This is a genomic window from Cyanobacterium sp. T60_A2020_053 (assembly GCA_015272165.1).
Taxonomy (GTDB): Bacteria; Cyanobacteriota; Cyanobacteriia; order Cyanobacteriales; family Cyanobacteriaceae; genus Cyanobacterium.
Genome location: JACYMF010000021.1, coordinates 1 through 15,502, shown reverse-complemented (window position 1 = coordinate 15,502; position 15,502 = coordinate 1). Strand labels below are relative to the sequence as shown.

At 32.8% G+C, this 15,502-nt stretch carries 13 protein-coding genes and 1 tRNA gene; 4 read left to right on the top strand and 10 right to left on the bottom strand.

Going from position 1 to position 15,502, the window contains the following annotated elements:
* The first annotated feature begins 79 nt into the window (after positions 1-79).
* Positions 80-1,039 carry a 3'(2'),5'-bisphosphate nucleotidase gene (locus IGQ45_03420; GenBank protein MBF2056276.1) on the top strand — a complete coding sequence of 320 codons (960 nt, stop codon included), beginning with the start codon at positions 80-82 and terminating at the stop codon, positions 1,037-1,039.
* A gap of 202 nt (positions 1,040-1,241) precedes the next feature.
* Here the strand turns inward: IGQ45_03420 and IGQ45_03415 are convergent, their stop codons facing one another.
* The 4 genes from IGQ45_03415 to IGQ45_03400 all read right to left on the bottom strand — a co-directional run bounded on the left by IGQ45_03415 (position 1,242) and on the right by IGQ45_03400 (position 3,843).
* Positions 1,242-2,012 carry a DUF1868 domain-containing protein gene (locus IGQ45_03415; protein MBF2056275.1) on the bottom strand — a complete coding sequence of 257 codons (771 nt, stop codon included), beginning with the start codon at positions 2,010-2,012 and terminating at the stop codon, positions 1,242-1,244.
* A gap of 87 nt (positions 2,013-2,099) precedes the next feature.
* Positions 2,100-2,606 (bottom strand): cupin domain-containing protein, encoded by a 507-nt coding sequence (locus IGQ45_03410; GenBank protein MBF2056274.1) that lies wholly within the window; start codon positions 2,604-2,606, stop codon positions 2,100-2,102.
* A 12-nt stretch (positions 2,607-2,618) separates the two neighbouring features.
* Complete coding sequence (gene rdgB, locus IGQ45_03405; protein MBF2056273.1) at positions 2,619-3,200, bottom strand: RdgB/HAM1 family non-canonical purine NTP pyrophosphatase; 582 nt, start codon at positions 3,198-3,200, stop codon at positions 2,619-2,621.
* A gap of 139 nt (positions 3,201-3,339) precedes the next feature.
* Positions 3,340-3,843, bottom strand: coding sequence for a DNA-processing protein DprA (locus tag IGQ45_03400; GenBank protein ID MBF2056272.1), 504 nt, complete (start codon positions 3,841-3,843; stop codon positions 3,340-3,342).
* Positions 3,844-3,975: 132 nt separating this feature from the next.
* On the opposite strand from IGQ45_03400, the gene IGQ45_03395 reads away from it, so the two are divergent.
* A tRNA-Val gene (locus IGQ45_03395) sits at positions 3,976-4,049 on the top strand.
* 935 nt (positions 4,050-4,984) lie between these two features.
* On the opposite strand, the gene IGQ45_03390 is transcribed toward IGQ45_03395, so the two are convergent.
* Positions 4,985-7,525 (bottom strand): hypothetical protein, encoded by a 2,541-nt coding sequence (locus IGQ45_03390; GenBank protein ID MBF2056271.1) that lies wholly within the window; start codon positions 7,523-7,525, stop codon positions 4,985-4,987.
* A 143-nt stretch (positions 7,526-7,668) separates the two neighbouring features.
* Positions 7,669-8,013 carry a hypothetical protein gene (locus IGQ45_03385; GenBank protein ID MBF2056270.1) on the bottom strand — a complete coding sequence of 115 codons (345 nt, stop codon included), beginning with the start codon at positions 8,011-8,013 and terminating at the stop codon, positions 7,669-7,671.
* A 139-nt stretch (positions 8,014-8,152) separates the two neighbouring features.
* On the opposite strand from IGQ45_03385, the gene IGQ45_03380 reads away from it, so the two are divergent.
* Positions 8,153-8,428, top strand: coding sequence for a hypothetical protein (locus IGQ45_03380; GenBank protein ID MBF2056269.1), 276 nt, complete (start codon positions 8,153-8,155; stop codon positions 8,426-8,428).
* Positions 8,429-8,439: 11 nt separating this feature from the next.
* Here the strand turns inward: IGQ45_03380 and IGQ45_03375 are convergent, their stop codons facing one another.
* The 3 genes from IGQ45_03375 to IGQ45_03365 form a co-directional block, all read right to left on the bottom strand.
* Positions 8,440-9,612 (bottom strand): tyrosine-type recombinase/integrase, encoded by a 1,173-nt coding sequence (locus IGQ45_03375; protein ID MBF2056268.1) that lies wholly within the window; start codon positions 9,610-9,612, stop codon positions 8,440-8,442.
* Positions 9,613-10,705: 1,093 nt separating this feature from the next.
* The gene (locus tag IGQ45_03370) at positions 10,706-13,246 is read right to left on the bottom strand and encodes a hypothetical protein (GenBank protein MBF2056267.1); all 2,541 of its coding nucleotides are present in this window, start codon (positions 13,244-13,246) and stop codon (positions 10,706-10,708) included.
* Between the two features lie 143 nt (positions 13,247-13,389).
* Positions 13,390-13,734 carry a hypothetical protein gene (locus tag IGQ45_03365; GenBank protein ID MBF2056266.1) on the bottom strand — a complete coding sequence of 115 codons (345 nt, stop codon included), beginning with the start codon at positions 13,732-13,734 and terminating at the stop codon, positions 13,390-13,392.
* A gap of 139 nt (positions 13,735-13,873) precedes the next feature.
* Here IGQ45_03365 and IGQ45_03360 point away from each other — a divergent pair, with 139 nt between their 5' ends.
* Positions 13,874-14,149: a hypothetical protein gene (locus tag IGQ45_03360; GenBank protein ID MBF2056265.1), complete on the top strand. Its 276-nt coding sequence runs from the start codon at positions 13,874-13,876 to the stop codon at positions 14,147-14,149.
* 11 nt (positions 14,150-14,160) lie between these two features.
* Here IGQ45_03360 and IGQ45_03355 read toward each other — a convergent pair whose 3' ends face one another.
* Positions 14,161-15,333: a tyrosine-type recombinase/integrase gene (locus IGQ45_03355; GenBank protein MBF2056264.1), complete on the bottom strand. Its 1,173-nt coding sequence runs from the start codon at positions 15,331-15,333 to the stop codon at positions 14,161-14,163.
* Between the last annotated feature and the right edge of the window lie 169 nt (positions 15,334-15,502).

The window sequence follows — 15,502 nt, the reverse complement described above, 5'->3', positions numbered from 1 at the left end:
CCTTCTCCCTCTGCTTCCCTCTTCCCTACCTCAACTGAAAATCATATCTCAATTTATCAACGCTGAAATAAATTTATTAATGAATTACGAATTAGCTATCGAAGTTGTTAGCGCCTGTATCCGTGATGCGGCGCGCTTGTGTGAGGATGTCAGAAAAGATATTCCTACTGCACTACAAAAAGAAGACAAAAGCCCTGTTACTGTGGCAGATTTTGGCTCACAAGCCTTAATTTGTCAAGCCTTGAAGCAACATTTTCCCGATATTCCCATCGTAGGAGAGGAAGACGCTACCAATCTCAGAAATGACAGCGCCCTCCCCACTGCGGAAAAAATCACCGCTTATGTGCAAAAAATCATCCCTTCCGCTACCACTACTGAGGTGTTAAACTGGATTGATTATGGTAATGGTCAAGTTAGGGAATGTTTTTGGACTTTAGACCCTATTGATGGCACAAAAGGGTTTTTACGTCAAGACCAATATGCCATTGCTTTAGCTTTAATTGCCGATGGTGAGGTAAAACTAGGCTTTTTAGGATGCCCAGCGTTACAGTTAAGGGAAGGGGAAATGGGATGGTTATTCGTGGCGCAACGGGGGAAGGGCGCTTATAAAATTCCCCTTGCCGGTGGTGAGAAAAGTCCTTTGCAAGTGGTTAGTAATAATGATGCTAGTCGTTTTCGTTTTGTAGAAAGTGTGGAAGCTAGTCACGGCAACCAAGAGTTACAAAACAAAATTGCTCAATCGGTAGGTATCACTAGCGCATCGGTGCGAGTGGATTCTCAGGCAAAATATGGTATCGTTTCGGCAGGAGAAGCGGCGCTTTATCTCCGTTTACCTTCTCCTAAATATCCTGATTATCGGGAAAATATTTGGGACCATGCGGCGGGCGCTATCATCGTTGAGGAAGCTGGAGGAAAAGTTTCTGATATGTATGGCAAACCCCTCGATTTTGTTACCTCTGTCAAAATGAATGATAATCGTGGTGTTGTTGTTACCAATGGCATCATTCACGATGTGGTTATTGAGGCTATTAATGGCTAATTTCGGTAAGGGTGAAGGGCGCTTATTGAGGTTAATGGTTTGACAATGGATAATTGACAATTATGAGATTTTAATATCTTCCTGTAGTATGTCTTAACTTTTATGAATCAATACTTCTGACTTTTATTCAGCAAACTCCATTTAGATAAGGAGAAAGAGAATATTTTGGGGGTTGAACAATGTTCAACCCTTTTTTATATTTCTATACTTCAAACACTGCCCAATCATCCTCTCTTAGATAGTTAGTCATATTGTTAAATCTTCTCAATTCAAATCGATTTAATGATAACTTTGGTGGTGCATTTTCTAACCATTGAAAATTAAATTTAGTGATAATTTCTTGCAGTTTTTCAGGGTCAAAATTATCCTCAACTTTACCAAAATAGCCTAGGGTGATGTGCGCTACAAATTCGTAATGTTGCTCGATGCCTAAATCAATTATTTGTTCATCTTGATAAATTAATTGTCTTAATTTTAATATTCTTTGATAACAATTTTCTGTAGGAGAAAGACATATTACTAGCGCCCGAGGAAATATAGATAAACCTAACACTTCAAAATCAAAGGGGAGGGCGCTGTTATCTACTGTTTTATAATCTTTAAAAATACTATCAATTTCTTGAATTAATAAATTGTCAAAATCAGGATTCTGTGTCAAAGCATCTTCATAAAGATTATCCCAAATTAAATCAGCAAAAGTGACGTGAAAACTTTTTTTTGGTACAGGAATTAACAACCCAGCGCCCATCGCCTCAACTAATTCTGTCTGAAATTCTCCTAAATATTCATAAAAATCACTGTTATTAGGATCATCTCCAGAGGGCGGTGTAATGATAGTATAACCGGGAAAATCTACAGGTTTTTGGTCTTGAAATTTAGGAGAAGATTGGATATTTTTTATTTGTTGCTCATAATTTGTGGGTAACGTCATTTGTACCACACGATTGACATCAGTTTGATAATTTCCTGCCATTTTTTATGCCTCGATAATAAGAAATTAAACTTTTTAAAAGTATTTATTTTATAATTTAAAATTTAGTTAATTAATAAATTAATAAAACTAATTATATGTCATTCTGGTAATAATATCTTGATAATTAGGATACATCTGAATTAACAGTTCTCTTGAACCTAACTCAAAATCATTAAAGTTAAAACCCGGAGAAACAGTACAACCAATTAAGCTATAAGAATTAGGTTCACTAACTTCCGAAGCAAACCACCAACCACGGGGAATCACTAACTGTAAAATATCATTTTCTTGTCCCTGAGTACCCACTTTTTGGCAAAAATATCTTCCTTGATCATCAATGAGGTGAACCAATAAAGGAGAGCCACTGTAAAAATGGAAAATTTCATCACTTTTGAGACGATGAAAAGCAGAAAAATCAGCTTCTGAAAGTAAATAATAGATAGCAGTGCAAGAGTTTCTTTGCCCTTGATAATCTTTTGGTAAACTATCGGAACTAATTAAAATATCACTACGATAGGTTTCTCGATAATAGCCCCCTTCAGGATGTTTTATTAAACTTAATTTTTCGATCCAATATTTTGCAGTAACTACCATTATTTCTTATTTTTAACTAAGTTTAATCAATGCTTTTAATTCAGGTAAAATTTTTGCTAATGCTAAACCTCGATGACTAATTTTGTTTTTTAAATCTCTTGACATTTCTGCAAAAGTTTGATCATATTCTGGCACAAAAAAAATTGGGTCATAGCCAAAACCATCATTCCCTCGTAACTCTGTTAAAATTTCCCCTTCGCAAATACCTTCAGCAAATAACACTAATTCACCATCTCCGGAAGCCACCGCCACTGCACAAACAAACTGCGCCCTCCGCCGTGATTCTCCCTCCAACTCTTTTAATACACGTTCAATACACTGCTGAGGAGTAGGTGCGTAGCGCGCGGAATAAATACCCGGAGCGCCCCCCAACCCATCCACCATCAGACCAGAATCATCTGCTAAAGCCCACTCCCCCAAAGCAGAAGCCACTTGAGTTGCTTTTAAGATAGCATTATCACGAAAACTTGTTCCTGTCTCTTCCACCTCCAAATTAGAAGGCTTCAGAGCGATGGTTAAAGGAAAATCTCGAAAATAATCTTCAAATTCCCTTAACTTACCCTGATTACTGGTTGCTAATACTAATTTACTAATCATTAATAAAAATTATCAAAGAATAAAAGGTTTAAAACCCCATCTTTTAAGACATGAGCAAATTTAATGGTAGTCCAAGCTATCTTTAAATTCACCTTTGCCCTTTTCTTGTCATTTCCTCTTTTGAGGTACCAAAATATTAATCAAAATAGAATAAAGTTACTACTTTTCGTTGTTCTTCAGCTTCCTGACAAGTTTGCATTAAAGTATGACTGTCATGGAATGCAAAACAGATTAACTGCTGACAACGGGAAATAATTTCTCGATTGCAATCAGCACTAGCTTCTCCCAACGACAAACTATCATTGTCGGGATTTTCTACTAAATGAATAACCTTTTGTAACTGATCTTGAGACTCTTTCGGTTGACGTTGTAAACTTTGGGGAAGAATTACCGTCAACAAATTAGGGTCCGCTCTCATCGCACCTCGGATAGCAGCCGAATTAGTTCCAGCCGCCCCTGAAGTAATCAAACGATTACCTCCTAACACCAAGGCATAACTCATCATCTCAATCAAGTGCTGATGGGTAATCGGCACATGACGAGAACCTAGCAAGGCAATTTTTTTTGAGCTAGTCTGCTGGATAGCAGCTAATTCTTGCGCTAGGGTGTCTAAATTTGGAATTTCTAATGCTTGACTCAAAGACTATTAATTTATCCTTAATTTTCCCATGCTATTTTAACAAAATATTTCCTCTTTCGATCCACTAATCTTATTTTTGCTCTTACCCTTGCCGATGGACGGTGAAGGGCGCTATAATTGTATTCCGTGTAAGGACGTATAGCTCAGTTGGTTAGAGTACATCGTTGACATCGATGGGGTCGCCTGTTCGAGTCAGGCTACGTCCATAATCCACAACCCTCACTAAATCTACATTTCAAGGGTTCTTCTTTTTTTTATCTATCTCTATTTACTCTTTTACTTGCTTATTTAGACCATTTTTAGACCACTTTAGGGCATAAAACAGTATTTGAGGGCGCTATACTTCCCCGTGACACCATGTCAACATTTAAAGATTTATAATCAGAACTTCAAACTTTGTGGTTTTTAGACCACTTTTAGACCATTACTAATTTTATTTCTACAGTTCATCAAGTCTCTGGTAACTATGTAAGCATGAATTAAGTATTAATCAATTCTTGTCTAATCTCTAACAAGTAGTGATAAATATCTTCAATAGATAGGTTAAACTCATGCGCCAAATTCTTAAGTAAGTCACCTCTAGGATTGTAGGTATAATTATGTCCATATTTCTTATACTTTCGTGTTATGGCGCGCCGTGACCGTGTGCTTAACCGTGACCATATTTTTTGTTTAATTTCTGAGTTAAAAATCATAGTCTAACTTTTCAGTGCCTAAATTACCCTTCAAATACAAGTATAGGCACTCTTTCAAACAAGGTTGCTAACGTACCGTGCTTATTTCGACCCTTAATGGTCGGTAATGAAACTCTGTGATATTAGATGACATCAAAATCACTCAAAACTGTTTTAATATCATCATCACGGGTGAATAGTAGTCAACAGTAATGAAACCTGATTAACAGCGGTCAAACATCATTAGCAATGGTCAAGGATTATCCACACCTCTCCACTACCATTAACAAGGGTCAAAGATTATCAACACGGGTTAATAATCATTAACATGGGTCAAAGGTTATCAACACGGATTAATAACCATCAACATGGGTCAAACACCATCACCAATTGGTGACAATCATCAACACGAGTCAATAACCATCAACATGGGTCAATGGCACTCATCACTGGTCAATAAAGATTAACTATGATTGAGAATCTTTTAAAGGTGACAGCGATTGATAATTATTTAATCTTTTAATTACAGTGTTAATTTCATTGACTGTTGTTAATGATTGGATAGAGCAAACTTGATCAGATTGATAGACAATCTTACCTAAAACTTTATACTGCTGACCCTCACTTTTATAACCTTTTTCTTCTAATAACTTTTTTAGCTTTAACCTTGCCATAGATAACTCAGTTTTAGAATCATTATTTTGATTATTTTCTACTTTTTGATTATTTTCTAAGTTGTCTGATACTTTTGATTGATCATTTAAGTTTGTAGTAGTTTGAGAAAAAGGTTGGTATGTTGGTAGAGGTTGGTATATCCCATTACTGGCAATAGTTTCAGAGCTACCAACCTTGCTAATAAGGTTGGTAGGTTCACTGTTTGAGGTTGGTAGGTTTTGATTTTCACCCATACCAACCTTTTCATTTTGAGTGAGGTTGGTAGGAGGTTGGTAGGTTTGAAAACCTTGCTCTGACTGAGACATACCAACCATACTAACCATACCAACCTTTTCTTTTAACCCTACAAAATTTTGATTAAGGGGTAGGTTAAACCACAGATTTTGCTTTTTGCCATTAATAAATTTTTGCTTTTTCTCATAACCTTTAGATGATAATATTTTGCTCATTCTCATTTCATCACCCCTTTTGATTTGATTTTCTTCAAACCCTAAATGAGTGATTAAAATATTTCTTACAGATACCCCAACTTCTTCAAAACCGTACAAATAATTATCAAGTTCAGAGCTATCCCATGAATCAGTATGTAGAAATTGTTTGTTCAGTTCATCACTCATTTTTTGAGATTCATAACTCAAGTGCCACTGTTCACCCGCAAGGTATGCTTTTTTAGCTTGCGCCCAAATTTGATCACGGTATTGTTTAACCTTCTCAATATCAATATGTTGACTAACAGGTATTACCCAAAATCTTCTATTACCCGTTGTGTCCACTAAAAACTCAGATTCATTAACAGAACCAACAATCACCGATTGACGTTTAACCGTTCTGGTAGATCGTCCATAAGGTTCTCTGAAAGTATCCACTGATTTACTTAAAAATGCTTTTAGCTCACCTGATTGCTTTTTACCCGTGATTGTCTCAAATTCTGCAAGTTCAGCGCACCAGTGTTGATGTAACACGAGTAAATTATCTCTATCCGTACCCGTGACAGAATCAGTAAAAAATTCATCACCGTACAAAACCTTAAAAAATGTACTTTTTCTTATGCCTTGTTTACCTTGCAAAATAAGCGCCGTATCTAATTTGCAACCTTGTTTATATACCCTTGCCACACTACCAATAAGATGACGATAAAGCATTTCATCATATAACGGGTCATTAGTGCCAAAAAGTAAAGTTGAGAGTTTTTTAATATCTATTTCATCAAAGTTATCATCACATTTATCAAGATAAACTTTAACGGGGTGATAGCTATTTTCTTTAGCTACCATTACTGCTAAATCATAAGCGATTTGTTTATTTATTTTAATGCCATAATCTTTATGAATTTGTAGGTATAAATCATCAAGATATGCTTCTTCATTATCTAACTCAACAATTCTTTTTAACTCATTAAATCTTAATCTATCAGCGTAATCTTTCTCTAATATTTCTCTCGTTAAGGTAATGTTGTCAGGTTTAATAGTAGTCATATTTATGTCATTATTTTTCACTGTAACAAGTGAATTATTGACTTCTTTAGGAAAATAATGATCTTCTAAAACCATTATTTCGTCAGTGTAGTTATCACCATAATTATTCAAGTCTAATGTGAGCAGTCTATTAAACTCAACAACATCAATATTTGAATGATTCTCTATCTCTTTGCTAACTTCACAATAATCATCACTTGGTGACCCAAATTTACCTAATATAGAAAATAAATAACTTACTCTTACTAACTTAACTTCTAAATTTACACTATTATTTTTAGTTTTCCATTGTTCATAAGCAAGATAAAACTGGATAGCTTTTTTTAAACCTGCTTCATCATTATCAGAAATATAGATTAACCCGTTAATTCCATGCTTAATAACTTCATCAAATAATGTGTAATACACTGTAAAATCTGTTTTAGAGTTAACCGCACAACCTACTAAAGAAGTGCTAACAAAACCATCTCTGATACCATATTCAGCGCCTTTTTCCCCTTCATGAACCAACATCCATTTACCTTGTGCCAGTGGGAATAGCTCATGGTGATATGGCAACCATTGACTTTTATCAATACCTTTTTTTGGGTACACTGACTTTTTACAAGATGCCCCTTTCTCACTTGTAACAATGGATATTGAGCGATTAACTGATAAGTTATTAGGATAATCAATCTTAAATTGATATATAGGGTTTTTAGCTAATTCGGTGACAGTCTGATCATCCAATAAGGCTAAATTATCATCAGAATATATTTCTCTCCATTCACTCTCTTTTTGGTAGTGAGCAATAATTTGAGCGTTGTCAATTTGACAGGTAGCTAGGTTTACCCGTGAAAAATCACTGTTTTGTGTCATAATTTAGTTAATAAAATAAAGATTTATAGTTACTGCTGATTACAGTAATTAACCGTTTTAGGGTAACGGATAAACCCTTTTCATAATTTAATTTGTTTTTGGTAATATACCAAAACTTTTCTTAAATCAAGTATGTACATACATTATAATTGACTTTTATCTGGATCATCAATCAATAATCTAACGACTGATGAAGGAATACCACTAAACCCCTTTTCTATTAAGCTAAACCATATTTCTGATAGCTCAGGTATAGATAAAGTTTGAGAGTTTAAAGGGCTATATTTGCTCAATAAATCTTCACTATCTACTTGATGTAATAGGCTTTTAACTTCTTGATTAATTTCAACTTGACTAAAATATTTCAATAATAATAAGCTAATTAATTCCGTTTTAAGAACATTATTTTCTTTACAATATAGGTCAAGTGCATCATAAAGTTTTGGATGTAAACTTAAGTTAACAGATCGCCGTTTTCCCCTTTTCATAATTTTATGTTTTTGCAATACTATTGATCAATATAATTTATTATAACGGTAAACTTCACTTGTAACAGTGACATTTAAGCAAATAGTTGTTATATTATCTAATATAGCTTAAATTCACTTGTAACAGTGAGATATAATCATGAATCAGTATAATGTAGAAAACTTAACACCATTTAAGAGTAAGTGGAATAGCTCACCAACTAAACTGGTTAGGATACCCGTAGCACTTGAGGATCAGATTTTAGCTTTTGCCCATGATTTAGATAGTGGTAATATTCAATCAGATAAAATCAATAATTCACTTGTAACAGAGAGATTAAAGCAATTAATAATCAAAATTGAGAATAAAGAAACGGGATATAAAAATAATGGTGCTAGTCAATTAATTAAAGAGTTGAGGGCGCTGTTAGATTAATTATTCTAAAGCTAAAACAATTCTGGTAACTCTAAACTTTCATCAACAGCTAAATAATTTCTGATAAGAGTTGGCACTGAGTTACCAACAATATTAGCTATGGTTTGTAGATCAGCTTTTCCTGATCTACATAAATGAGTAATAAAAGTATGTCTGACATCATAAAATGTTAGATATTCTTTAACTAAACCTTGATTAACTAACTGCAAAATTAAAGGTTTCCATATTCTGGTACTAAAGTTTTTTCTATCAATATAGGTTTTAGTAATACTAGGAAAAAGTAAATTATTAGGGTTATCAATTTTCGGTATGGACTCAATTAAATCTTTTAGCTGATCATTGACAGGAAACATTCTAATATCAACACCATTTTTAGTTCCCATAACAATTTCACCACCAACATAACGCTTATTTATTCTTAACCAAGTTTTACCAGCTTTTTTAAAAATGTCATTACAAGTAACAGCAATCGCTTCACTTGGTCTAGTTCCTGTCAAAAATCTAAAAGCGACAAAATTATAATAATAACTGTAATTATATAGAGCTTTTTCTGGTAAATATTGATCATATTTAAAGGCATTTAAAATTACGGTTACTTCTTCTTGAGTAAAAGATTTAATAGTTTTTTTCTTATGAACACCTAAGGATTCAATTATTTTAATAACGTGATTATCCCCTTTAAACTTGCCAAATGAGATAGCTAAACCAATACTTGCAGATAAATCTTGTAATAATCTTTTAGTGGTAGTTTTTGCATATTTACTCAAAAGTAAAATCACATAATCAGCAACCTCATCAACAGTCAAATTTTCACTTAAAGTTTTGTCTATTTTTGACCAATTATTTTTTTTAGTAGTGACTGCTATATCATCTCTTTTAAGTTCTTTGTAAAATTCCCAAATCTCCCTTAAAGTAAGTTCTTTTTGCCCAAAGTCATGTTTAATTAGTTTTGGCTTTAGTTGATATTTTTCTTTAGTTTCATCATATTTCTGATAAAGATAAATATCATTATGAATCTCAGTGGCTTTTGCTATGGCAATCTGTTGACTTTGAGGATCAAAATAATTAAGAGGATAGCTGATAGATTCACGTTTACCCTGATAAGTAAACCGTAATCTAATTGTGCCGTTATTATTGTCAATAGAAACCTTTAACCCATTTGGTCTAAAAGAATTATTTTGCATAAAACTTATAATTGATAAAGAGTGTTTAGACCATTTTTAGACCAATTTCAGAAATAAAAATAAAAAATAGGCAATAAAAATAGACATCATAGGCTAAATAATAACATTTATTCTCATTGACATCGATGGGGTCGCCTGTTCGAGTCAGGCTACGTCCATAATCCACAACCCTCACTAAATCTACATTTCAAGGGTTCTTCTTTTTTTTATCTATCTCTATTTACTCTTTTACTTGCTTATTTAGACCATTTTTAGACCACTTTAGGGCATAAAACAGTATTTGAGGGCGCTATACTTCCCCGTGACACCATGTCAACATTTAAAGATTTATAATCAGAACTTCAAACTTTGTGGTTTTTAGACCACTTTTAGACCATTACTAATTTTATTTCTACAGTTCATCAAGTCTCTGGTAACTATGTAAGCATGAATTAAGTATTAATCAATTCTTGTCTAATCTCTAACAAGTAGTGATAAATATCTTCAATAGATAGGTTAAACTCATGCGCCAAATTCTTAAGTAAGTCACCTCTAGGATTGTAGGTATAATTATGTCCATATTTCTTATACTTTCGTGTTATGGCGCGCCGTGACCGTGTGCTTAACCGTGACCATATTTTTTGTTTAATTTCTGAGTTAAAAATCATAGTCTAACTTTTCAGTGCCTAAATTACCCTTCAAATACAAGTATAGGCACTCTTTCAAACAAGGTTGCTAACGTACCGTGCTTATTTCGACCCTTAATGGTCGGTAATGAAACTCTGTGATATTAGATGACATCAAAATCACTCAAAACTGTTTTAATATCATCATCACGGGTGAATAGTAGTCAACAGTAATGAAACCTGATTAACAGCGGTCAAACATCATTAGCAATGGTCAAGGATTATCCACACCTCTCCACTACCATTAACAAGGGTCAAAGATTATCAACACGGGTTAATAATCATTAACATGGGTCAAAGGTTATCAACACGGATTAATAACCATCAACATGGGTCAAACACCATCACCAATTGGTGACAATCATCAACACGAGTCAATAACCATCAACATGGGTCAATGGCACTCATCACTGGTCAATAAAGATTAACTATGATTGAGAATCTTTTAAAGGTGACAGCGATTGATAATTATTTAATCTTTTAATTACAGTGTTAATTTCATTGACTGTTGTTAATGATTGGATAGAGCAAACTTGATCAGATTGATAGACAATCTTACCTAAAACTTTATACTGCTGACCCTCACTTTTATAACCTTTTTCTTCTAATAACTTTTTTAGCTTTAACCTTGCCATAGATAACTCAGTTTTAGAATCATTATTTTGATTATTTTCTACTTTTTGATTATTTTCTAAGTTGTCTGATACTTTTGATTGATCATTTAAGTTTGTAGTAGTTTGAGAAAAAGGTTGGTATGTTGGTAGAGGTTGGTATATCCCATTACTGGCAATAGTTTCAGAGCTACCAACCTTGCTAATAAGGTTGGTAGGTTCACTGTTTGAGGTTGGTAGGTTTTGATTTTCACCCATACCAACCTTTTCATTTTGAGTGAGGTTGGTAGGAGGTTGGTAGGTTTGAAAACCTTGCTCTGACTGAGACATACCAACCATACTAACCATACCAACCTTTTCTTTTAACCCTACAAAATTTTGATTAAGGGGTAGGTTAAACCACAGATTTTGCTTTTTGCCATTAATAAATTTTTGCTTTTTCTCATAACCTTTAGATGATAATATTTTGCTCATTCTCATTTCATCACCCCTTTTGATTTGATTTTCTTCAAACCCTAAATGAGTGATTAAAATATTTCTTACAGATACCCCAACTTCTTCAAAACCGTACAAATAATTATCAAGTTCAGAGCTATCCCATGAATCAGTATGTAGAAATTGTTTGTTCAGTTCATCACTCATTTTTTGAGATTCATAACTCAAGTGCCACTGTTCACCCGCAAGGTATGCTTTTTTAGCTTGCGCCCAAATTTGATCACGGTATTGTTTAACCTTCTCAATATCAATATGTTGACTAACAGGTATTACCCAAAATCTTCTATTACCCGTTGTGTCCACTAAAAACTCAGATTCATTAACAGAACCAACAATCACCGATTGACGTTTAACCGTTCTGGTAGATCGTCCATAAGGTTCTCTGAAAGTATCCACTGATTTACTTAAAAATGCTTTTAGCTCACCTGATTGCTTTTTACCCGTGATTGTCTCAAATTCTGCAAGTTCAGCGCACCAGTGTTGATGTAACACGAGTAAATTATCTCTATCCGTACCCGTGACAGAATCAGTAAAAAATTCATCACCGTACAAAACCTTAAAAAATGTACTTTTTCTTATGCCTTGTTTACCTTGCAAAATAAGCGCCGTATCTAATTTGCAACCTTGTTTATATACCCTTGCCACACTACCAATAAGATGACGATAAAGCATTTCATCATATAACGGGTCATTAGTGCCAAAAAGTAAAGTTGAGAGTTTTTTAATATCTATTTCATCAAAGTTATCATCACATTTATCAAGATAAACTTTAACGGGGTGATAGCTATTTTCTTTAGCTACCATTACTGCTAAATCATAAGCGATTTGTTTATTTATTTTAATGCCATAATCTTTATGAATTTGTAGGTATAAATCATCAAGATATGCTTCTTCATTATCTAACTCAACAATTCTTTTTAACTCATTAAATCTTAATCTATCAGCGTAATCTTTCTCTAATATTTCTCTCGTTAAGGTAATGTTGTCAGGTTTAATAGTAGTCATATTTATGTCATTATTTTTCACTGTAACAAGTGAATTATTGACTTCTTTAGGAAAATAATGATCTTCTAAAACCATTATTTCGTCAGTGTAGTTATCACCATAATTATTCAAGTCTAATGTGAGCAGTCTATTAAACTCAACAACATCAATATTTGAATGATTCTCTATCTCTTTGCTAACTTCACAATAATCATCACTTGGTGACCCAAATTTACCTAATATAGAAAATAAATAACTTACTCTTACTAACTTAACTTCTAAATTTACACTATTATTTTTAGTTTTCCATTGTTCATAAGCAAGATAAAACTGGATAGCTTTTTTTAAACCTGCTTCATCATTATCAGAAATATAGATTAACCCGTTAATTCCATGCTTAATAACTTCATCAAATAATGTGTAATACACTGTAAAATCTGTTTTAGAGTTAACCGCACAACCTACTAAAGAAGTGCTAACAAAACCATCTCTGATACCATATTCAGCGCCTTTTTCCCCTTCATGAACCAACATCCATTTACCTTGTGCCAGTGGGAATAGCTCATGGTGATATGGCAACCATTGACTTTTATCAATACCTTTTTTTGGGTACACTGACTTTTTACAAGATGCCCCTTTCTCACTTGTAACAATGGATATTGAGCGATTAACTGATAAGTTATTAGGATAATCAATCTTAAATTGATATATAGGGTTTTTAGCTAATTCGGTGACAGTCTGATCATCCAATAAGGCTAAATTATCATCAGAATATATTTCTCTCCATTCACTCTCTTTTTGGTAGTGAGCAATAATTTGAGCGTTGTCAATTTGACAGGTAGCTAGGTTTACCCGTGAAAAATCACTGTTTTGTGTCATAATTTAGTTAATAAAATAAAGATTTATAGTTACTGCTGATTACAGTAATTAACCGTTTTAGGGTAACGGATAAACCCTTTTCATAATTTAATTTGTTTTTGGTAATATACCAAAACTTTTCTTAAATCAAGTATGTACATACATTATAATTGACTTTTATCTGGATCATCAATCAATAATCTAACGACTGATGAAGGAATACCACTAAACCCCTTTTCTATTAAGCTAAACCATATTTCTGATAGCTCAGGTATAGATAAAGTTTGAGAGTTTAAAGGGCTATATTTGCTCAATAAATCTTCACTATCTACTTGATGTAATAGGCTTTTAACTTCTTGATTAATTTCAACTTGACTAAAATATTTCAATAATAATAAGCTAATTAATTCCGTTTTAAGAACATTATTTTCTTTACAATATAGGTCAAGTGCATCATAAAGTTTTGGATGTAAACTTAAGTTAACAGATCGCCGTTTTCCCCTTTTCATAATTTTATGTTTTTGCAATACTATTGATCAATATAATTTATTATAACGGTAAACTTCACTTGTAACAGTGACATTTAAGCAAATAGTTGTTATATTATCTAATATAGCTTAAATTCACTTGTAACAGTGAGATATAATCATGAATCAGTATAATGTAGAAAACTTAACACCATTTAAGAGTAAGTGGAATAGCTCACCAACTAAACTGGTTAGGATACCCGTAGCACTTGAGGATCAGATTTTAGCTTTTGCCCATGATTTAGATAGTGGTAATATTCAATCAGATAAAATCAATAATTCACTTGTAACAGAGAGATTAAAGCAATTAATAATCAAAATTGAGAATAAAGAAACGGGATATAAAAATAATGGTGCTAGTCAATTAATTAAAGAGTTGAGGGCGCTGTTAGATTAATTATTCTAAAGCTAAAACAATTCTGGTAACTCTAAACTTTCATCAACAGCTAAATAATTTCTGATAAGAGTTGGCACTGAGTTACCAACAATATTAGCTATGGTTTGTAGATCAGCTTTTCCTGATCTACATAAATGAGTAATAAAAGTATGTCTGACATCATAAAATGTTAGATATTCTTTAACTAAACCTTGATTAACTAACTGCAAAATTAAAGGTTTCCATATTCTGGTACTAAAGTTTTTTCTATCAATATAGGTTTTAGTAATACTAGGAAAAAGTAAATTATTAGGGTTATCAATTTTCGGTATGGACTCAATTAAATCTTTTAGCTGATCATTGACAGGAAACATTCTAATATCAACACCATTTTTAGTTCCCATAACAATTTCACCACCAACATAACGCTTATTTATTCTTAACCAAGTTTTACCAGCTTTTTTAAAAATGTCATTACAAGTAACAGCAATCGCTTCACTTGGTCTAGTTCCTGTCAAAAATCTAAAAGCGACAAAATTATAATAATAACTGTAATTATATAGAGCTTTTTCTGGTAAATATTGATCATATTTAAAGGCATTTAAAATTACGGTTACTTCTTCTTGAGTAAAAGATTTAATAGTTTTTTTCTTATGAACACCTAAGGATTCAATTATTTTAATAACGTGATTATCCCCTTTAAACTTGCCAAATGAGATAGCTAAACCAATACTTGCAGATAAATCTTGTAATAATCTTTTAGTGGTAGTTTTTGCATATTTACTCAAAAGTAAAATCACATAATCAGCAACCTCATCAACAGTCAAATTTTCACTTAAAGTTTTGTCTATTTTTGACCAATTATTTTTTTTAGTAGTGACTGCTATATCATCTCTTTTAAGTTCTTTGTAAAATTCCCAAATCTCCCTTAAAGTAAGTTCTTTTTGCCCAAAGTCATGTTTAATTAGTTTTGGCTTTAGTTGATATTTTTCTTTAGTTTCATCATATTTCTGATAAAGATAAATATCATTATGAATCTCAGTGGCTTTTGCTATGGCAATCTGTTGACTTTGAGGATCAAAATAATTAAGAGGATAGCTGATAGATTCACGTTTACCCTGATAAGTAAACCGTAATCTAATTGTGCCGTTATTATTGTCAATAGAAACCTTTAACCCATTTGGTCTAAAAGAATTATTTTGCATAAAACTTATAATTGATAAAGAGTGTTTAGACCATTTTTAGACCAATTTCAGAAATAAAAATAAAAAATAGGCAATAAAAATAGACATCATAGGCTAAATAATAACATTTATTCTCATTGACATCGATGGGGTCGCCTGTTCGAGTCAGGCTACGTCCATAATCCACAAC

Bases quoted from the DNA above. Each gene is read 5' to 3' on its own strand.
- IGQ45_03420 (MBF2056276.1), top strand. From the start codon at position 80: ATGAATTACGAATTAGCTATCGAAGTTGTTAGCGCCTGTATCCGTGAT.
- IGQ45_03390 (MBF2056271.1), bottom strand. From the start codon at position 7,525: ATGACACAAAACAGTGATTTTTCACGGGTAAACCTAGCTACCTGTCAA.
- IGQ45_03370 (MBF2056267.1), bottom strand. From the start codon at position 13,246: ATGACACAAAACAGTGATTTTTCACGGGTAAACCTAGCTACCTGTCAA.
- IGQ45_03365 (MBF2056266.1), bottom strand. From the start codon at position 13,734: ATGAAAAGGGGAAAACGGCGATCTGTTAACTTAAGTTTACATCCAAAA.
- IGQ45_03380 (MBF2056269.1), top strand. From the start codon at position 8,153: ATGAATCAGTATAATGTAGAAAACTTAACACCATTTAAGAGTAAGTGG.
- IGQ45_03375 (MBF2056268.1), bottom strand. From the start codon at position 9,612: ATGCAAAATAATTCTTTTAGACCAAATGGGTTAAAGGTTTCTATTGAC.
- IGQ45_03355 (MBF2056264.1), bottom strand. From the start codon at position 15,333: ATGCAAAATAATTCTTTTAGACCAAATGGGTTAAAGGTTTCTATTGAC.
- IGQ45_03385 (MBF2056270.1), bottom strand. From the start codon at position 8,013: ATGAAAAGGGGAAAACGGCGATCTGTTAACTTAAGTTTACATCCAAAA.
- IGQ45_03415 (MBF2056275.1), bottom strand. From the start codon at position 2,012: ATGGCAGGAAATTATCAAACTGATGTCAATCGTGTGGTACAAATGACG.
- IGQ45_03360 (MBF2056265.1), top strand. From the start codon at position 13,874: ATGAATCAGTATAATGTAGAAAACTTAACACCATTTAAGAGTAAGTGG.
- IGQ45_03410 (MBF2056274.1), bottom strand. From the start codon at position 2,606: ATGGTAGTTACTGCAAAATATTGGATCGAAAAATTAAGTTTAATAAAA.